20 protein-coding genes are annotated in these 18,690 nt (G+C 71.0%); 3 read left to right on the forward strand and 17 right to left on the reverse strand.

The features are described 5' to 3' along the window. Positions 1–16: 16 nt before the first annotated feature. Genes ACME2J_RS03710 through ACME2J_RS03720 form a run of 3 tightly spaced genes read right to left on the reverse strand, consistent with a single transcriptional unit; the run spans position 17 to position 4,256 of the window. Positions 17–1,525, reverse strand: coding sequence for an LCP family protein (locus tag ACME2J_RS03710; protein ID WP_495543522.1), 1,509 nt, complete (start codon positions 1,523–1,525; stop codon positions 17–19). After that, complete coding sequence (locus ACME2J_RS03715; protein WP_495543523.1) at positions 1,522–3,141, reverse strand: LCP family protein; 1,620 nt, start codon at positions 3,139–3,141, stop codon at positions 1,522–1,524. Before ACME2J_RS03715 ends, ACME2J_RS03710 begins: the two co-directional genes overlap by 4 nt. Continuing rightward, positions 3,138–4,256: a M20 family metallopeptidase gene (locus tag ACME2J_RS03720; RefSeq protein ID WP_495543524.1), complete on the reverse strand. Its 1,119-nt coding sequence runs from the start codon at positions 4,254–4,256 to the stop codon at positions 3,138–3,140. Before ACME2J_RS03720 ends, ACME2J_RS03715 begins: the two co-directional genes overlap by 4 nt. An 83-nt stretch (positions 4,257–4,339) precedes the next feature. Here ACME2J_RS03720 and ACME2J_RS03725 point away from each other — a divergent pair, with 83 nt between their 5' ends. From ACME2J_RS03725 to ACME2J_RS03735, 3 genes are all read left to right on the forward strand, one after another. Then, the gene (locus tag ACME2J_RS03725; RefSeq protein WP_495543525.1) at positions 4,340–5,446 is read left to right on the forward strand and encodes a saccharopine dehydrogenase family protein; all 1,107 of its coding nucleotides are present in this window, start codon (positions 4,340–4,342) and stop codon (positions 5,444–5,446) included. Between the two features lie 101 nt (positions 5,447–5,547). Continuing rightward, positions 5,548–6,111, forward strand: coding sequence for a PRC-barrel domain-containing protein (locus ACME2J_RS03730; protein ID WP_495543526.1), 564 nt, complete (start codon positions 5,548–5,550; stop codon positions 6,109–6,111). Between the two features lie 71 nt (positions 6,112–6,182). Continuing rightward, positions 6,183–7,412 carry a hypothetical protein gene (locus ACME2J_RS03735; protein ID WP_495543527.1) on the forward strand — a complete coding sequence of 410 codons (1,230 nt, stop codon included), beginning with the start codon at positions 6,183–6,185 and terminating at the stop codon, positions 7,410–7,412. A gap of 219 nt (positions 7,413–7,631) precedes the next feature. Here the strand turns inward: ACME2J_RS03735 and atpC are convergent, their stop codons facing one another. From atpC to ACME2J_RS03805, 14 genes are all read right to left on the reverse strand, one after another. Next, positions 7,632–8,051, reverse strand: a complete 420-nt coding sequence (gene atpC, locus ACME2J_RS03740; RefSeq protein ID WP_495543528.1) for an ATP synthase F1 subunit epsilon — start codon at positions 8,049–8,051, stop codon at positions 7,632–7,634. A 5-nt stretch (positions 8,052–8,056) separates the two neighbouring features. Next, complete coding sequence (gene atpD / locus ACME2J_RS03745; protein WP_495543529.1) at positions 8,057–9,460, reverse strand: F0F1 ATP synthase subunit beta; 1,404 nt, start codon at positions 9,458–9,460, stop codon at positions 8,057–8,059. 42 nt (positions 9,461–9,502) lie between these two features. Next, positions 9,503–10,405, reverse strand: coding sequence for an ATP synthase F1 subunit gamma (gene atpG / locus ACME2J_RS03750; protein ID WP_495543530.1), 903 nt, complete (start codon positions 10,403–10,405; stop codon positions 9,503–9,505). Between the two features lie 37 nt (positions 10,406–10,442). After that, a complete protein-coding gene (atpA, locus tag ACME2J_RS03755; protein WP_495543531.1) occupies positions 10,443–12,068 on the reverse strand; it encodes a F0F1 ATP synthase subunit alpha in 1,626 nt (541 codons plus the stop codon). Between the two features lie 29 nt (positions 12,069–12,097). Further along, a complete protein-coding gene (gene atpH / locus ACME2J_RS03760) occupies positions 12,098–12,628 on the reverse strand; it encodes an ATP synthase F1 subunit delta (protein ID WP_495543532.1) in 531 nt (176 codons plus the stop codon). 3 nt (positions 12,629–12,631) lie between these two features. After that, the gene (gene atpF / locus ACME2J_RS03765) at positions 12,632–13,210 is read right to left on the reverse strand and encodes a F0F1 ATP synthase subunit B (protein ID WP_495543533.1); all 579 of its coding nucleotides are present in this window, start codon (positions 13,208–13,210) and stop codon (positions 12,632–12,634) included. Positions 13,211–13,216: 6 nt separating this feature from the next. After that, the gene (gene atpE / locus ACME2J_RS03770) at positions 13,217–13,492 is read right to left on the reverse strand and encodes an ATP synthase F0 subunit C (protein ID WP_495543534.1); all 276 of its coding nucleotides are present in this window, start codon (positions 13,490–13,492) and stop codon (positions 13,217–13,219) included. A gap of 24 nt (positions 13,493–13,516) precedes the next feature. Then, positions 13,517–14,407, reverse strand: a complete 891-nt coding sequence (gene atpB, locus ACME2J_RS03775) for a F0F1 ATP synthase subunit A (protein ID WP_495543535.1) — start codon at positions 14,405–14,407, stop codon at positions 13,517–13,519. Continuing rightward, complete coding sequence (locus ACME2J_RS03780) at positions 14,404–14,769, reverse strand: hypothetical protein (RefSeq protein ID WP_495543536.1); 366 nt, start codon at positions 14,767–14,769, stop codon at positions 14,404–14,406. The genes atpB and ACME2J_RS03780 overlap by 4 nt, the downstream gene beginning before the upstream one ends. Before the next feature lie 260 nt (positions 14,770–15,029). After that, positions 15,030–15,347 (reverse strand): DMT family transporter, encoded by a 318-nt coding sequence (locus ACME2J_RS03785; RefSeq protein ID WP_495543537.1) that lies wholly within the window; start codon positions 15,345–15,347, stop codon positions 15,030–15,032. Between the two features lie 39 nt (positions 15,348–15,386). Then, positions 15,387–15,956 carry a metallophosphoesterase family protein gene (locus tag ACME2J_RS03790; RefSeq protein ID WP_495543538.1) on the reverse strand — a complete coding sequence of 190 codons (570 nt, stop codon included), beginning with the start codon at positions 15,954–15,956 and terminating at the stop codon, positions 15,387–15,389. Positions 15,957–16,096: 140 nt separating this feature from the next. Next, positions 16,097–17,113, reverse strand: coding sequence for a hypothetical protein (locus ACME2J_RS03795; protein WP_495543539.1), 1,017 nt, complete (start codon positions 17,111–17,113; stop codon positions 16,097–16,099). Positions 17,114–17,150: 37 nt separating this feature from the next. Then, a complete protein-coding gene (locus ACME2J_RS03800; protein ID WP_495543540.1) occupies positions 17,151–17,525 on the reverse strand; it encodes a cupin domain-containing protein in 375 nt (124 codons plus the stop codon). Between the two features lie 46 nt (positions 17,526–17,571). Then, complete coding sequence (locus ACME2J_RS03805) at positions 17,572–18,549, reverse strand: glycosyl hydrolase (RefSeq protein ID WP_495543541.1); 978 nt, start codon at positions 18,547–18,549, stop codon at positions 17,572–17,574. Between the last annotated feature and the right edge of the window lie 141 nt (positions 18,550–18,690).

The raw sequence follows: 18,690 nt of genomic DNA on the forward strand, positions 1-18,690 counted from the left end.
GGGAAGGGTAGCGAGATCATCGCGCACCGACGCGCGTGAGGGACTCTGCGATTCCGAGCATCTGGGTGTTCGTGAGGGTCTGCAGGAGGGTGTTCGTCACCCAGTAGACGGCGCGTTCGGTCCGCCAGGCGACGAGCCGCAGCCGGTCGCCGTCGAAATGCAGCTCCAGGGTGCGGCCGCCGACCTTCCGCGTCTCGCTCGGGTTGTCGAGGATCGGCGGCGCCATCCAGTTCGTCCCCTGGATGCCGTAGTACTGGCCCACGCCGGGGGCGGAGACGACCATCCGGTAGGCGCGGTACTTGCGCCGGCCGCGGTCGTAGATGTCGTAGACGCGGTTGTCGCCCGGGACGTACGTCGACCCGATGGCGGCGAGCTTCGGGTAGTAGACCGGGAAGACGAGCCGCGCCCCGAGCTTGATCCCCTCGTCCTCGGCGACGCGTGCGGCGTTGAAGAGGCCCTTCGGGGCGTCGCCGGAGCGCCGCTTGCGCTGGGTGCGCTCGCGCGAGCGGTCCTCACGCGTCTTCTCCGCCTCGCCGCGGGCGCCGGGGCTCGCCTTCGCGCCGAGGAACCGCTCGACGGTCCGCCGCAGCCGCTCGGGCGGCATCGTGAGGGCGCCCGACCCGTTGTCCTCGGCGCGGAACTGGATCTCCTGGATCGGCTGGTTCGAGCTCTCGTACACGAGCTTGAGGAGCCGGAGGATCGCGCTCGTCCCGCGGATGTCGGTCTGGGTGTAGCGGGCGAAGATCTTGAGGAGCTCGTCGCGGTCGTCGAAGATCTCCGAGACGCCGATCTGGTCCTTCGCCGAGCGCAGGAACTCCTGCTGGCGCGCGCCGCGGACGAGATCGGAGTCGAAGTGCCGGTAGCGGACGTAGTCGAGAGCGTCCTGACCGCAGAGGCGCTGGTAGCCGGCCTTCACGTCGATCGTCGCGTACTTCGGACCGCCGCCGTTGGGCGGGTTGTTGTCGTTGAAGTACCGCCGGTCGATGTCGGTGTACACGCAGCCGAGACGGTCGACGGCGCGCCGGAAGCCGCCGAAGTTGACGTTGACGACGTGGTGGATGGGCGTGTCGAGGAGCGCCCGGACGGTCTTCACGGTGAGCGCCGGGCCGCCGAGGGCGTAGGCGGCGTTGATGCGGTCGCGGCCGTAGCCCGGGATGTCGACGACGAGGTCGCGCGGGAGCGACATGATCGCCGTCGCCCCCTTCGACGGGTCGAGCCGGACGACGATGATCGTGTCCGAGCGGACCTTGTTGCCCTGCACGCGGTCGATGTAGCGCTCGTCGGAGCCGAGCACGATGATCGTCTGCGGCTTCCCCGGGTCGACGTCGTCGAGGGCGTTCGTCGTGTCCTCGCCGAGCGGCGCCGACAGGTCGTCGAAGATGTCTGCCGCGCGGTCGACCTCCATGAGCACGGCGGTCGACGTCGACACCATCGCCATGAAGGCGATGACGAGCGCACCGAGTGCGAATCGCTTGTAGAGCCCCCGCGCGAGACGCGGGGGCCCCTCCTGCGGGGCCGTGCTCACTTGAAGCGCTTGAGGGTCGACGCGATGCCGAGCATCTGGTCGTTCGAGAGGTTCTTCGTCAAGGTGTTCGACACCCAGTACACGGCGTCGTCGGTCCGCCATGCGACGAAGCGCAGGCGCGACCCATCACGGTAGAGCAAGAGCGTCCTGCCGTGGACCTTGCGCTTCGACGTGGGGTTCTCGAGGATCGGCGGCGTGCGCCACGTCGTCCCCTGGACGCCGTAGTACTGACCCTCGAGCGCGTTGTGGACGAAGACCATGCGGTAGGCCTTGTGCTTCTTGTCGGCCCGATTGCGCACCGTGTAGACGCGCGGGTTCGGCTCGGTCTCCGTGAACCGGCCCGGGTTCGTCGCCCGCGAGGGGAAGTAGAGCGGGAAGTCGAGCTCGCCGCTCGCGACGATCTCGGCGACCCGGTTCTCGCTCTCCGTGCGGATGTTGCGCAGGAGCGACAGGTCGACCTTCGCCTTCTTCGGCTCCTTCTCGCGGTCCTTCGCGTCGGACGGGTCGTCGGCCTCCGCGGGGTCGTCCGGGTCGGAGGGCCCCTCGGCGTCCGTCTTCGGCTTCTCCCCGTCGGGGGGATCGAGGAAGCGGTCGACGGCGCGATCGACCGACGCCTGGCTCGCCTCCACGTAGCTGATCTCGCCCTCCTGGACGAAGTTCGCCGGGAACGGCACCTGGCGCACCGGCTTGCCGGCCGAGAAGACCGCGAGCTTGAGGACGCTCTCGAGCGTCGTCACGCGCTTGAGCTCTCCGTCCACCTGCACGGCGTCGAGGAAGATGTCGAGCAGCTCGTCGCGGTCGTCGAAGAGCTGGGAGCTCGAGACCTGGTCCTTCATCGCCCGCAGGAAGTCCTGCTGGCGCGCGGCCCGCACCAGGTCGCTGTCGGCGTGCCGGAAGCGGACGTAGTCGAGGGCCTTCTGCCCGCAGAGCTCCTGGTAGCCCGGCTGGATGTCGATCTCCGCGTAGTGCTGGCTCTGCGGGAGGCCCTCGTTGGAGTGGTAGTAGCGCCGGTCGATGTCGGCGTAGACGCAGCCGACCGTCGTCACCGCCTTGCGGAACCCGCCGAACGTCGCGTTGACGACGTGGTTGATCTCGATCCCGAGGAGCTCCTGGAGGGTCTGCGACGTGAGCGCCGGCCCGCCGAGCGCGTAGGAGTCGTTGAGCTTCGCCCAGCCGTGCCCGGGGATCTCGACGCGGAGGTCACGCGGCACCGAGAGGACGCTCGTCACCGGCTCGTCGGGATCGAGCCGGACCAGCATCATCGTGTCCGAGCGCGCGGGGACGTCCTCCTCGAGCGCCGAGTTGTTCTTCTTGAGGTCGTTGTAGCGGCGGTCGGAGCCGAGGAGGAGGAACGTCCGGGCGTCGCCCGCCTCCGCCTTCGTGATCGGCGGCGGGCCCTCCTCCTCGCCGCTCGCGCTCGCCGTCTCGAGACCGCCGATCACCTCGAGGTCGTCCGCGAAGTCCTTGATCTGGAGGATCCCCGCGGTCGCCGTCGCGAGGACGGCGCAGAGCGCGATCGCGAGCGCGCCGAGCGCGCCGCGGATGAGCAGCCCGCGGCCGAGGTGGGGCGGCGGCTCGTCCTGAGCCGGCCCGAGACCGGGCGGGAGGTCGCTCACGCGACGCCGTCCTCGACCGCGCGGAGGCCGCCGCGCCCCTCGAGCCGGGCGGGGAGGAGGCCGATGAAGTCGCCGAGGGCGCGGCGGTAGCGCTCGAGCGAGGTCACCGAGACCCATTCGTCGGGACCGTGGTGGCCTCCTCCGATCGGCCCGAACTCGACGGCCGGGACCCCGGCCTCGAGGAACGAGACGGCGTCGCTCGCGCCGTCTCGGCCGATCGAGAGCGCCTCGCCCTCGGTCGTGCCGCTGACGGCGTCGCGCAGCGCCTGGACGAACGGGTTCGTCCGCTCGACGGTCGCCGGCGGACGGGTGAAGCACTTCACGATCTCGAGATCGGGGATCTCGCGCACCTGCTCGATGATGGCGCGGGCGTCCTGGGTCGGGAGGAAGCGGATGTCGACGTCCATGGAGCAGGTGTCGGGGACCTTGTTGAACGCGTCGCCGCCGTCGATCCGGGCGAGGTTGATCGACGGGCGGTCGAACATCTCGGAGCTCTCGCGGCTGAACGGGAGCGTCTCGATGCGGCGGTACGCGTCGTGCGCCTTGAGGATCGCATTGTCGCCGAGCCAAGGCGTCGATCCGTGGGCGGCCCGGCCCTGGACGACGCAGCGCAGCGCGAGGACGCCCTTCGCCTCGATCCCGACGTGGAGGTCGGTCGGCTCTCCGGTGATCGCGAAGTCGGCGCGGAGGCCGTCGGCGATGAGACGGTCGGTCGAGCGGTCCTCCACGTCCTCGGACTCCTCGTCGGGCACGCAGAGGAAGAGGACCCGGACGGCGTCCTGGCGAGCCGCGTCGCTCGTCGCGAGCATCATCGCCGCGAGGGCGCCCTTCATGTCGTAGGCGCCGCGGCCGATGAGGCGGTCCCCCTCGACGCGCGGCGTGAACTGGCCCTCGCGCGCGGGGACGACGTCGAGGTGCCCGTGCAGCACGACGAGGGGGCCGGTGACCGGCCCCGCCTTCGCCGTGATGACCGGCAGCCCGTTGTGGTCGTGGTGCGCGACCTCGACGTCACGGGACTCGAGCCAGCCCTTCACGAACGCGGCAGCGGAGGTGAGCTCGTCGGGCTTGGACGTGTCGTACGTCATCAGCCGCTCGGCGAGAGCGCGCGCGTCCATCCCCTCAGCGTAGCGACGAGCGGCGACGAGGCGGTCCACGCGGACCGGGCCGAGGCGGGCGGCGCGGGATAGCCTCCCCGCCCATGAGCAGCCGCATCGTCGTGTTCGGGGCCACGGGCTACACGGGCGATCTCGTCGCCCGCGCGCTCGTCGGCCGGGGCGCCTCGCCGGTCCTCGCCGGTCGCAGTCAGGGGCGCCTCGACGCGCTCGCCGCCGCGCTCGGCGGCCTCGAGACGGCCGTCGCGGACGTCACGCGGCCGGAGACGGTGCGGGCGCTCGTCGAGCGCGGGGACGTCCTCGTCTCCACGGTCGGGCCCTTCACGCGCTGGGGCCGCCCCGCCGTCGACGCGGCCATCGACGCGGGTGCGCACTACCTCGACTCGACGGGCGAGGGCGCGTTCATCCGCGAGGTCTTCGAGGTCCACGGGCCGCGCGCGCGGGCGGCGGAGGTGGGCCTGCTCACCGCGATGGGCTACGACTGGGTGCCGGGCAACCTCGCCGGGGGCCTCGCGCTCGCCGAGGCGGGCGAGCGGGCCGCGCGCGTCGAGATCGGGTACTTCTTCACCGGCGCCTCGGGCCCGGACGCGATGAGCGGCGGGACGCGCGCGAGCATCGTGTCCGGTCTGACGTCGCCTGCCTACACGTTCCGCGACGCCGCGATCGCCACCGAGCGCCCGGCGAAGCGGGTCGCGCGCTTCGAGGTGCGCCCCGGCCGCTGGAAGCCGGCGATCTCGGTCGGCTCGAGCGAGCACTTCGCGCTGCCGCGCCTCTCCCCCTCCGTGCGCGACGTCGACGTCTTCCTCGGCTGGTTCGGCCCGCTCTCCCGGCCGATGCAGGTGATGTCCGCCGTCACCGCGCCGACGCTGAGGATCCCCGGCGTCCCGGGAGCCGCGGAGCGCCTCTCCGCGCGCCTCGTGAAGGGCTCGACCGGAGGCCCGGACGCCGAGGCGCGGGCGCGGACCGGGTCGCTCATCTTCGCGACGGCGAAGGACTCGGTCGGCAACGAGCTCGCCTCCGTCCGACTCGCGGGCGTCGACGGCTACTCGTTCACCGGGGACGTGCTCGCCTGGGCGGCGACGACCGCCGCCTCGGGTGGCCTCCAGGGGACGGGCGCGCTCGGACCGGTCGATGGGTTCGGCCTCGAGGCGCTCGAGGCGGGCGTGCGCGACGCGGGCATCTCGCGGGACTGAGCGCCGCACGCCCGTCCCGCGCCGTCGGCACACGGCGCGTCGGAGCTCCGGTTCCGGGTATCCGAAGCCTGAACGGAGAACGAGAGACAAGGAGTCCACCCGTGCAGGTCGAGAACATCGAGCAGTGGATCGGACGCGACGTCATCGACGCCTCCGGCGAGAAGATCGGCAAGCTGAACGAGGTGTACTTCCGTGACGATCAGCCGGTCGTCGGCGAGATCCAACACGGCAAGCTCTCGAAGAAGCAGCACCTCGTGCCGCTGCGCGAGGCGTCTGCGACGCGCGACGAGCTCCGCCTCCCCTACTCCGGCGAGACCGTCCACGGCGTCGGCGGCCCCGCGAACGACGGGACCGTGACGACCGCCGAGCTGGCCGCGGTGAGCGAGGCCTACGGCATCCACCTCGGCGACGACGGCGGCCGCCCGCTCGAGGGCACACGCGCGCGGGCCGAGCGCCTCGAGGAGCAGGATCGCGCCGCGGAGCGCGCGTCGGAGCTCGAGGAGGAGGCTCGCCGGCGAGGCGAGGAGGCCGACGAGGCGCGCGCGAAGGCCGACGAGGCCGATCGCCAGGCCCGCGAGGCCGAGGACGCCCGCCGCGAGGCCGAGCGCGCCGCCGGGGACGCCCGCTCCCAGGCGGGCGACCGTCAGGCGGGCAGCACGCGCTGACCGGCGCAGCCAGGGCGAATCTCCGGGTCTGCCCTGATGGCAGGGAAGGATCGAGGTGAGATGGTCGGCCGATGGCCGACCATCTGCTTTCCGGAGCGGCCCACCGGCGCCGCGTCGCGTTGACCGCCGGGCTCGTCTCCACGCTCCTCGTCGCCCTCGCCCCCACTGCCGACGCCAGGACCGGGCAGACGATCCGCGAGGGCAAGCGCAACCCCGCCACGGGCAGCGCGACCTCCGAGACCCGCATCGTCTCCAAGGTGAAGGGCAGCCGCCACGCGCTCCGCGTCGAGAACGCCGGCAGCGGCGGCGCCGCCTCCTTCGAATGCCGCCGCGACGACGACGAGTGCGTCCGTGTGCGCAATCGCAAGAAGGGGCCGGCCGCCCACTTCGACACGACGGGCGACGTGCCTTTCACGATCTCTTCCGACGCCACGGGCATCGTCCCCGGCCTCAACGCCGAACGCGTCGGCGGCTTCACCGCGGCGCAGATCGTCCAGGCCGCGATCGCCCAGATGGGCGGCGGCCAGGTGGCCGCCCAGAGCGCCCAGCTCACGCCGGTGCCGGGACCGGCGGGCCCGGCGGGACCGGCGGGACCGACGGGACCGGCGGGACCCAAAGGCGACACCGGCGCCGCCGGACCGGTCGGACCCCAGGGTCCCGCAGGACCGTCCGGCACGATCGACGGCGCCGTCGCCGGCGGCGACCTCGCCGGCACCTACCCCGACCCCGCGATCGCCGACCTCGCGGTGACCGCCGCGAAGATCGCGCTCGGCGCGATCGGGACGGGCCAGCTCGCCGACCTCGCCGTCACCACGACGAAGCTCGCGAGCGGCGCCGTCAGCACGAGCAAGATCGCCGACAACGCCGTGACGGGTGCGAAGATCGCGAGCGGCGCCGTCAGCGGCACCGACATCGACGTCAACGAGGTGCAGCGCCGGATCTTCGTGGGGTGCCCGGGCGGACAGGCGATCCGCTCCGTGTCGCCGTCGGGCAGCGTCGCCTGCCAGATCGTGACGGGCGGGCGCGAGCACGTGACCAGCTCCTCGACCTTCTCCACCGACTCGCCGAAGACCGTCTCGGCGTCCTGTCCCTTCGGCAAGATCGCGACCGGCGGCGGAGCCGAGATCTCGCTGAGCGAGACGAGCTCGATCCCGCCGTCGCGCCACCAGATCGCGATCGTGAGGAGCGTCCCGTCGGAGGACCGCACGTGGCTCGTCACCGCCGACGACCTCGCGACGACGGGATCGACGTCGACCAGCTCGTGGCGCGTCATCGCGTACGTCACGTGCATCGACGGGTGAGCCCGATGACGTCGACCGCAGGCACCTCAACGACATCGAGGCGCCCGACGAACGTTCTCCTGGGCACGGCGCCTCGTCGAATAGTGCGCTGCGTGCCGGAGTGACCGGTCCCGGGCTCTTTGCAGATGGGCAGCCATCGAAGGCCCCATCTGCAAACAGAACCGCCCCCGGGTCGGACCCGGGGGCGGCGGTACGGCGAAACGGCGGTCGGACGGCGCGCTACTGCGCGTTGCCCTCGGCGACGTTGAGGAACATCTCCCAGCGGCGCTTGTCGCGGATCGCGACGGCCTGGGCCTCGGTCTGCGGATCCGCCGCGTCGAAGGCCGCCTGGGCCTTCTGCAGCTTCTCGCGGAGGTCGGCGACGTCGAGATCCTCGGGCTTCAGCGCCTCCTCGGTGAGGATGAGGACGCGACCGTCGGCGACCTGGACGTAGCCCTCGCCCTGCGCGTACCGGACGATCTCCGACTCGCTCTTGTGGAGCCGGAGCTCGGCCGGGGCGAGCATGCCGAGGAGCGGCTGGTGCTGGGCCCGGATGCCGATCGAGCCCGTCTCGGTGCGCGTCGAGACCATCTCGACGTCGCCCGAGAACACCTCGCCCTCCGGCGTGAGGACCTCGACGGGGAAGGTCGCGTGGGCCACGGCGCTCAGCCCTTCTTCGCCGCCGCGACGACGTCGTCGATCGTGCCCTGCAGGTAGAACGCACGCTCCGGGAGGTCGTCGTGCTGACCCTCGAGGATCTCCTTGAAGCCGCGGATCGACTCCGCGACCGGCACGTACGCGCCCGGCGACCCCGTGAACTGCTCGGCGACGTGGAACGGCTGCGAGAGGAAGCGCTCGACGCGACGCGCGCGGCCGACGACGAGCTTGTCCTCCTCGGAGAGCTCGTCGATGCCGAGGATCGCGATGATGTCCTGCAGCTCCTTGTAGCGCTGCAGGAGCTCCTTCGTCTGGTTCGCGACCTGGAAGTGCTCGTCGCCGAGGACGTCCGGCTTGAGGATCGTCGAGGTCGAGTCGAGCGGGTCGACGGCCGGGTAGATGCCCTTCTCCGCGATCGAGCGCGAGAGGACCGTCGTCGCGTTGAGGTGGTTGAACACCGACGCCGGGGCGGGGTCGGTGAGGTCGTCCGCCGGGACGTAGATCGCCTGCACCGAGGTGACCGAGCCCTGGCTCGTCGAGGTGATCCGCTCCTGGAGCTGACCCATCTCGGACTCGAGCGTCGGCTGGTAGCCGACCTGCGAGGGCATCCGGCCCAGGAGCGCCGAGACCTCGGAGCCCGCCTGGACGAAGCGGAAGATGTTGTCGATGAACAGGAGCACGTCCTGGCCGCCCTGCTCACGGAAGTACTCCGCCATCGTGAGGCCCGAGAGCGCGACGCGCATGCGGGCGCCGGGCGGCTCGTTCATCTGGCCGAAGACGAGCATCGTCTTGTCGATGACGCCCGACTCCTTCATCTCGAGCCAGAGGTCGTTGCCCTCGCGCGAGCGCTCGCCGACGCCGCAGAACGCCGACAGGCCGCCGTGCTCCTTGGCGAGGTTGTGGATGAGCTCCTGGATGAGGACGGTCTTGCCGACGCCCGCGCCGCCGAACAGGCCGATCTTGCCGCCCTTCGCGTACGGCGCGAGGAGGTCGATGACCTTGATGCCGGTCTCGAACATCTCCGAGGTCGGCGTGAGGCTCTCGACCGTCGGGGCGGACCGGTGGATCGGCCACCGCTCCTTCACCTCGAGCTCGGGGCCGTCGTCGATCGTCTCGCCGAGGAGGTTGAAGATCCGCCCGAGCGTCATCTCGCCGACGGGGACCGTGATCGGGGCGCCCGTGTCGACGATGTCGATCCCGCGGGCGAGACCGTCGGTCGCGTCCATCGCGACCGCGCGGACGCGGTCGTCGCCGAGGTGCTGCTGGACCTCGAACGTGAGCGTCGTGTCGTTGAGCTGCGCCTCGAGTGCGTGGTTGATCTCGGGGAGCGTGTCGGCGAAGGAGGCCTCGATGACGACGCCCTTGATCGCCTCGATCTTGCCGACGTTCTTCGTGAGAGTGCTGGCTTCCATGGTGTCTTCCGGTTTCGGAGGGGTCGTGGCGGAGATCGCCGTCTAGAGGGCCTCGGCCCCGGCGACGACCTCGAGGATCTCCTGGGTGATCGCGGCCTGCCGGGCGCGGTTGAGGTCCAGGGTGAGGTTGGAGATGAGCTCGCCGGCGTTCTCGGACGCGTTGCGCATCGCGGTCATGCGGGCGCCGTGCTCGGAGGCCGTGGACTCGAGGAGCGCCCGGAAGACCGAGATCTCCACGTAGTCCGGGATGAGGCGGCCGAGGATCTGCTCGGCATCGGGCTCGTACTCGACGAGCGCGTGATGACCGGAGTCCTCGTCGACGTCCTCGTCGACCTCGGCCTCCTCGAGGATCGTCGCCTGCTGGAGCGGCAGCAGCACCTCGCGGCGGACGACCTGCGTGAGCGCCGAGACGTACCCGTTGTAGAAGACCTCGACCTGGTCGAGCTTGAGGTCCGTGTACGACGCCATGAGCTCGTCGGCGATCTCGCGCGCGTTCGCGTACGCCGGACGGTCCGAGAACCCGACGTAGGTCCCCTCGAGCGGGAGCTTGCGGAACGTGAGCGAGCTCACCCCGCGGCGCCCGGCGGCGTAGAACACGACGTCCTTCCCGTCGGCGCGGTGCTCTTCCGCGCAGCGAAGGCCCGCGCGGATGATCTGGGAGTTGAACGCGCCGGCGAGGCCGCGGTCACCCGTCACGAGGAGGATGCCGACGGTCTTCACCTCGTCATGCTCCGTGAGGATGGGGAAGTTCGGGACGTTCCCCGCCGCCTCGGAGGCCTGCCGCGCCATGCGCCGCACCGCGCCCGCGTACGGGCGGAGCGCCTCGATGCGCTGCTCCGCCCGGCGCAGCCGCGCCGCCGCCACCATCTCCATGGCGCGGGTGATCTTCTGGATGTTCCGCACCGAGCCGACGCGGCTCTTCAGCGACTTGAGGTCCTGAGGCATCTCGCTCCGTCTTCGTCTCGTTCCGGGGCGGGCCGTCTCAGACGGCCGCCGGCTCCTCGGCGGTCGCGGCGGGGGCCGAGGACGCCGAGGACTCGACGCCCGTGCCCTGGCTCACCGTGCTCGTGTCCTCCTCCGGCATGCCCTCTTCGTCGAGGTCGTAGCCGAAGTCCTTCGACCAGCCGGCGCACAGCTCGTCGACGGCCTTCTGCGTCTCGTCGGACCAGTCGCCGCCCTCGATCGTCGCGAGGAGGTCGGCGCTCTCGGCCTTCGCACGGCGGATGAGGCCCTCGTGGAACTCGGGCACGCGGTCCGTCGCGACGCGGTCGAGGTAGCCGTTCGTCGCGGCGAACAGCTGGACGGTCTGCTCACCGACGCTGAGCGGCGCCCGCTCACCCTGGTTGAGCGTCTTGACGAGACGCTCGCCGCGGGCCAGCGTCCGCTGCGTATCGGCGTCGAGGTCCGAGCCGAACTGCGCGAAGGCCTCGAGCTCGCGGTACTGGGAGAGCTCGCCCTTGATCCGGCCGGCGACCTTGCGCATCGGGGCGACCTGCGCGCTGCCGCCCACGCGCGACACCGAGATGCCGACGTTGATGGCCGGGCGCACGCCCGAGTAGAAGAGCTTCGGCTCGAGGAAGATCTGCCCGTCGGTGATCGAGATGACGTTCGTCGGGATGTAGGCCGACACGTCGCCCGCCTGCGTCTCGATGATCGGCAGGGAGGTCATCGACCCGCCGCCGAGCTCGTCGTTGAGCTTCACCGCGCGCTCGAGCAGGCGGCTGTGGAGGTAGAAGACGTCGCCCGGGTACGCCTCGCGGCCCGGCGGGCGGCGGAGGAGCAGCGACATCTGGCGGTACGCGTACGCGTGCTGGGTGAGGTCGTCGTACACGGTGAGCGCGTGCCCGCCGTTGTAGAGGAAGAACTCGCCCATCGCGCAGCCCGCGTACGGCGCGAGGAACTTGATCGGCGCGGCCTCGTCGGCCGAGGCGGCGACGATGATCGCGTTGTCGAGGGCGCCCGCCTCCTCCAGCGTCTTCGCGAGCTGGACGACGGTCGCCATGCGCTTGCCGACCGCGACGTAGATCGAGACGACGCCCGAGTCCTTGTTGTTGATGATCGTGTCGACCGCGATCGCCGTCTTGCCCGTCTGGCGGTCGCCGATGATGAGCTCGCGCTGGCCGCGGCCGATCGGGATCATCGCGTCGATCGCCTTGATGCCCGTCTGCAGCGGCTCCTTCACCGGCTGACGCGAGACGACGCCGGGCGCCTTGAACTCGACGGGGCGGTACTCCTCGGGCGTGATGTCGCCCTTGCCGTCGAGCGGGTTGCCGAGCGGGTCGACGATGCGGCCGAGCATCTGCTTGCCGACCGGGATCTCGAGGAGCTTGCCGGTCCGCTTCGCGGTGTCGCCCTCGACGATGTGCTCCCAGGGGCCGAAGAGCACGGCGCCGACGTTGTCGGCCTCCAGGTTGAGCGCGAGGCCGGTGACGCCGTGCGGCAGCTCGAGCCGCTCGAACGCCATGCAGTTCTCGAGGCCGTGGATGCGCGCGATGCCGTCAGCGACGGAGAGGACCGTGCCGACCTCGGTGAGCTCCGCGGAGCTCGCGTCGAGGCCCTCGATCCGGTTCTTGAGGATGCTGGTGATCTCGTCGGGCTTGATCTGCATGGGAGGTGTGTCTCCTGTCGGTCGGCGCCCTAGACGGCGGCGACCTGCTTGCGAAGGGATTCGAGACGCGTGCGGATCGACGCGTCGAGGATGTTGTTGCCGACGCGCATGACGATGCCGCCGATGACGTCGGGATCCACGGTGGTCTTCAGCTCGACCTTGCGGCCGGTCTGCTCGCCGATGCGGCTGCTCAGCCGCTGCACGAGGCCCTCGTCGAGGGGGATCGCGGAGGTGATCTCGACCGGGAGGAGCTTGTTCGCGTCCTCCCACAGCCGGTCGAACTCACGCCGGATCCGGAAGACCGCGGGCATGCGGTGCTTCTCGAGCAGGAGCTCGAGCGTGTTCATCACGACCGGGTCGGCGTCGATCACCGCGCGCCGCAGCCCGTCCTTCTTCTCCTCCGTCGCGAAGTACGGGGAGAAGAGGAACACCTGGAGCTCGCGGTTCGCGTCGACGGCGTCGGCGAAGGCGCCGAGCTGCTCGCGGACGACGTCGAGCCGGCCCTGGGCCTCGGCGACCTCGAAGAGGGACCGGGCGTAGACGCGGGCGATCTCCTCCATCGGCTAGACCGTCCGCTCTCCGCTGAGGGCCGAGAAGTCGAGCTCGCCGAGAGCCTCCTCCACGAGGCGGCGCTGGTCCTCCTCGGTGAGGGACTTCCGGGTGACCTTCTCCGTCGCCTGGACCGTGAGATCCGCGACCTCCTTGCGGATCTCCTGGATCGCGCGGCGGGTCTCGACCTCGATGTCGCGACGCGCCTGGGCGACGAGCTCCTCGCGCTTCTGGCGCCCTTCCTCGGCGGCCTCGCGCTTGACCTCGTCACCGGCCTTGCCGGCGCGGGCGACGATGTCGTCGGCCTGCTGGCGGGCCTCGGCGAGGCGCTGCCGGTAGTCCTGGAGGATCTGGTCGGCCTCGGCCTTCGTCCGCTCGGCCGTGTCGATGGAGTCCTCGATGAGCTTCTGCCGCTTGTCGAGCGCCGCCTGGATGTGCGGGAACGCGAGCTTGTAGAGGATGAACATCGAGACCGCGAAGACGGCGAGCGTCCACAGCATCAGCCCGATGTCGGGCTCGACGAGGAAGCTCCCGCCCTCGTCCTCGGCGCCTTCGGCGACGGCGAGGATCGGTGTGGTGAGGGTGCTGAGCATCGCGGCCTAGAGGAAGAACGCGATGAGGCCCGCGACGAGGCCGTAGAAGAAGCACGCCTCGCAGAGCGCGAAGCCGAGCCACTGGATCGACGTGATCTCGTCGCGCATCTCGGGCTGACGGGTCACCGACTCGATGACCTTCCCGAAGACGATGCCGATGCCGACGCCGGCGCCGACGGCGCCGAGGCCGCCGCCCACGCCGAGGGCGATGGCGCGACCGGCGTCGGCCGCCGTCGACTCCCCGGCGGCCTGGGCGATCACGGTGAGGGTGGCGAGGTCCATGTCTGTTTCTCCTGTGTTGGCGACTTAGTGATGCTCAGCGACGGCGCCGCCGAGGTAGATCGCGGTGAGCGTGGCGAAGATGAAGGCCTGCAGGGTGGCGATGAGGCCGACCTCGAACATGAAGAGGGCGACGCCCATCGGGAACGTGACGACCCCGAGCGCCTCGATGCCGAGGATGACGACGAGCGCCCCCGACATGAAGAGGATGATGAGGTGGCCCGCGAGCAGGTTCGCGAAGAGCCTCACCGACAGCGAGATGAGCCGCATGAAGTTCGATGCGAGCTCGAGCACGAGGATGAACGGCCGCATCCCGCCGGGGACGCCGGCCGGGATGAAGCTCTTGATGTAGCCGACGAGGCCCTTCTCCTTGATGCCGAGCGCGTTGTAGGTGACCCACACCACGAGCGCGAGGACGAGGGGGATCGAGAGGTTCGCGGTGGCGGCGTAGAGGGCGAACGCCGGGATCTCCGCGCCGAAGACGTCGACCTTGTGGGCCGTGTTCGTCGGCAGCGGGATGTACCCGAGGATGTTCGAGAACCAGATGAAGAGGAAGAGCGAGGCGACGAGCGGGAACCAGCGCAGCGCCATCTTGTGGTCCATGTTCGCCCGCGTGATGTCGTCGCGCATGAACGTGAACGCCATCTCGACGAGGGTCTGGACGCGGTTCGGCTTGTCCTGCATGCGCCGGGCGACGTAGATGAGCGTCACGCACATGAAGAGCGCCGCGAGGAAGACGTAGAGGATGCCCTTGTTGACGTCGAGCGGCCCCACCGAGAACCACGTCTCGAGGCGGAACTCCTCCTGCGGCTTGAAGTCGTCGTTGTCGAAGCGGCTCCAGCCGAAGATGACGGCGAACAGGACGATGGACCCGATCCACACCCCGATGCCGGTGAAGACTTTGGCGCGAGTGCTCATGAGTTAGCGGTGGTCCTCTCCAGGGAACGAACGAGCAGCGAGTTGAAGAAGTAGACGGTGAAGGCGACGAGCACGAGGATGGCGGCGGCGAGGCCGTCCTCCCGCTCTCCGAGGGTGCCGACCGCGACGATGGTAAGGCCCACGAGCCACGCGCGTCCGACGACCCCCGCGAGGTTGTATCCGATTGCGGCGCGGACGTCCTTCCGGGTGGCCGCGACACGGGCGAGCGCGAGCTCCCCGAACCGCTGCGCGACCCAGATCGCGGCACCGACGAGGACGCCGAGGACGGGCGCTCCGAGGAGCACCGCGATCGGCGCGGTGACGATGACGAGGACGATGTCGACGAGTCGCAGCGCGTTCACGGGCGGGACTCCGTCGAGCGGTCGTGCAGGCGGGGACAGGGGGTCGCGATGAGGGGCATGCGGACCGGCGTGCGGCCGGCGCGGTCAAGGAGATGGCGTCCGCGCGATCGACGCGGGCGACCCTTCCGGAGGCGTGGACGGCAGCCTCCTTGGCGGCGCCGCCACCCTATCGAAGATCGCGAGCTTGTAACAACTTTGTGACACTCGGCGCGAGGGCCCCCACCGGCGCCCGTCGGCATCAGCGGGCGAGGTGGCGCCGCTCAGTGCTCGCCGCCCAGCTCGATCGCCGCGACGCCGACGATGACGGTGGCGATGCCGGCCACCTGGAGCGCGGACAGCTTCTCGTCGTAGAGGGGCACGCTGAGGATCGCGACCGCGGCCACCCCCGCAGCCGCCCAGATCGCGTACGCGACGCCGAGCGGGAGGCCGCGCTGCAGTGCGAGCGCGAGGAGCGTGAACGCCGCGAGGTACCCGACGGCGACGACGACCCCGAAGACGGGGCTCGACCCGACCTTCTTCAGGCTGAGGGTGGCGACGATCTCGCTGCAGATCGCGAGGGAGAGGAGGGCGTGGCCCACGGCTCGCTCCAAGGTGTCGGGGTCCGTGCCGGGCGCAGCCTAGAGCGACCGCGCGCCCGCGGGTCGACGCGCGGGGCCCGCCCCGTCCCCGGTCCCACGGCGCCGCGCGGAGCCGCCACCGCGGAGCGCGAGCAGGGCGAAGAGCACGGCGCCGTCCTCCACGACCGCCCGCCCCATCGTGAGCTCCGGCTCGCGGCGCTTGTCCGTCGGGCTGCCCGGGTTGAAGATCTGGAAGCCGTCGTCGCCCGTCTCGTGGAGGGGGATGTGCGAGTGGCCGAACACGACGGCGTCGGCCTGCGGGAACCGGCGCCGCATCCGGGCGAGCCGACCGCGCGCCGGGCCCGCGTCGTGGATCATCGCGATGCGGACCGCCCCGATCTCGACGACGTCCGTCTCGGGCAGCCGGGCGCCGAGGGCGTCGTCGTCGCGGTTGCCCGCGACCGCGCGCACCGGCGGTCCGATCGCCGCGATCTCGTCGAGGACGCCCGCGGACGTGACGTCCCCCGCGTGGAGGACGAGGTCGGCCGCCGCGATCTCCTCGACGCACGCGGCGGGCAGCTCACGCTCCCCCCGCGGGAGATGGGTGTCGGAGACGACCGCGAGGCGCACGGCACGGAGGCTATGAACGCCGGGAGCGCGGCGACGCGCCACACCGCCGGATGGGGGGACGCGGGCGGACACGGCATCCGCCTCGCGGCAGCGGATCCTTCCCGCCTGGCGGGAAGGAAGCGCGGCGGCGGCCGGCCCGGTCAGTCCCGCTCGCGGCCCTCGCGCTCCCGCTCCCGCTCGCGCTCCCGGCGCCGGCGCTCGACGCGCTCGCGGCGCTCGTCGAGGCGGTTGCGCACGACGCGGAACGCGGTGCGCTCCTCGCCCTCGTGGTCGATGAGGGCCGAGTCCCAGGAGTCGCGGTCGGTCGCCGAGTTCCAGTGGTAGAGGTAGACGCGCCGGATGCGCGAGCTGACGTGGACGACCTTGTCGAGGAGGAACCGCGTCACCTCGCCGGCGTGCTTGACGCCCTCGTCGAAGTCGACCGTCTCCTTGCGCCGGTTGCGGCGCTCGACGATCCCGCCGGTCTCGGTGAGCCAGATGTCGCCCTCGACCTCGCGCAGGAGCTTGCGCAGGCGGCTCGTCGACTTGCGGTTGACGTCGAGGTAGTTGTGGAGCGCCCACTGCTTCGGCTCGAAGCCGAGCTCGTCGGTCACCTCGCGCACGTACTCGATCATGTTCGGCATGTCGAGGAGCGCGGCGGGCGTGAGGTCGCAGTGCTTGCAGGCCTGGCGGAACTTCCGGTAGTAGGCGGCGATGAGCGCCTCGCGCCGGCAGGTCGGCTCGCCGCAGTGGTTCGCCTCGTTCCAGATCGCGAACTCCTTCACCCACGGATAGCGCTCGCGGAACTTCTTGAACTCCCGCTGGTAGCGCTCCGGGGAGGGCAGCTCACGGCGGCGCCCCTTCTCGCGCGAGTGGGTGAAGGAGACGAAGACGCGGACGTCGGCCTTCTTCGCCGCGCGCAGCCAGCGGTCGACGTCCCCGAGCTGCCAGTCGATGTGGAAGACGTCCCACGGCACGACGAGGCGCGCACGGCGGATCCCGAGATCCTCGAAGCGCTCATCGGTGAACATGTCGATCTTCTGGTCGCCGATGCCGACGGACACGCGCGTCGGGAGCGGCTTGCGCTTCGCGTCGGCGACGGGGGCGGCCACCGACGCGATCGCGACGGCGACGACGACGAGGAGACCGGCGAGGACGGCTGTGAGACGGCGGGACATCCTCCTCGTCAACTCGGCCGCGCCCCCGTCGTTGCGGTCACGCGGACGGATCCTCGGTGAGGACGGTGTCCTCGTGCGTGTAGGCGGGAGCGCAGCAGCAGAGCAGCACGAGCGGCTCGTCACCCGTGTTCCAGAGCTTGTGCTCGGCCCCGGGCGGGATGACCGCGCAGTCGCCGGGACGCACGTCGCGCTCCTCCTCCCCCACCCGCAGGCGCCCGCGGCCGGACGTCACGTAGTAGAGCTCCTCGGTGACGACGTGGTAGTGCGCCGTCGTCGCCCCTCCGACGGGGACGGTCGCCTCCGCGAGGCTCTGCTTCTCCGCCGGTGTCCACGCGGGACCGCAGAGCTCGCGGATGCTCGACCCGTCGAGGGTCGTGAACGACTCGAGCGCTTCGATGTTCGCGACGTGCATCGCGCCGGAGGCTAGCGGCAGGAGCGGCGCGAGCGGGGCCGCGCCTTCACCGCCGGAAGCGCTTCGGGGCCGGTCCCTTGGAGACGACGCGCCGCGACGTGCTGAGCCGGTTGCGCAGCACCGTGAGCGAGGAGCGCGCACGCCCGTCGTGGGCGATGAACGCCGAGTCCCACGAGTCGCGGTCGGTGCTCGAGTTCCAGTGGTAGAGGTAGATGCGCTCGATCCGCGGGCTGTAGCGCGCGATCCGGTCGAGGAGGTAGCGCGTCGCCCGCGCCGCGTGCGCCTCCCCCTTCCCGCGGAACTTCGCCCGCGAGAACCTGCTGCGCCGCGCGACGACCCCGCCGACCTCGGTGAGCCAGACCTTCCCCCGGACCGCCCGCAGGAGCCTCGTGATCTGGGTCATGCGGAAGTTGTTCGAGTCGGAGTAGCTGTGCAGGCCCCAGATCGGCGGCTTCGCCCGGCGCCCGAGGTGCCGCTCGAACTGCCGCGCCCACGACACCATGTTCTTGTCGTCGACGAGGTCCGAGGCGAGGATGCGGCAGCCCTTGCATTCCTTCAGGAGCACGCGGTAGTACGAGACGGCGCGCCGCGGGTTGCGCCGCAGGGGCTGCCCCGAGTGGTTGCTCTCGTTCCACACCGAGTAGGCCCGCACGAACGGGTAGCGCTTGCGCAGGAAGCGCACGGCGCGGCGGTAGACCTTCACGCTCGGGGCGCCGCGCTTGCGCGTCGTCGACGAGAGCGCGCGCTCCATCGTGATGAGCGGCTGGACGCGCTGCTCGCGGGCGAGCTCCATCCACCGGTCGAGCCGCGCCAGCTGCGGCTCGTGGCGGTCGATGTCGAAGGGGACGTAGTAGCGCGCCGTCCGCAGCTTGAGGGCCTTGAACCGCTCGTCCTCGAACATGTCGGGCTTCTGGTCGGCGATGCCGACGAGCGGGGCCGCCGCGACGGAGGCGGGGGCGGTGGCGAGTCCGGCGGCGAGCGTGCTCGCGGCGAGGACGAGAAGGGTGAGGAGTCGAGTGCGCATGCCTGGACAACGGGCGCGCCCGCGAGAGATGACGCGACCGCGGGAAGGAACCTGAGGAACGCGCATGATCGCAGCCCGCGGTCCCCGGTCGCTCCAGCTCCCGGGCCCGCCGCTCGACAGGGCGTCAAAGGCGTCGAGCGC

The organism is Paraconexibacter sp. (assembly GCF_059438195.1).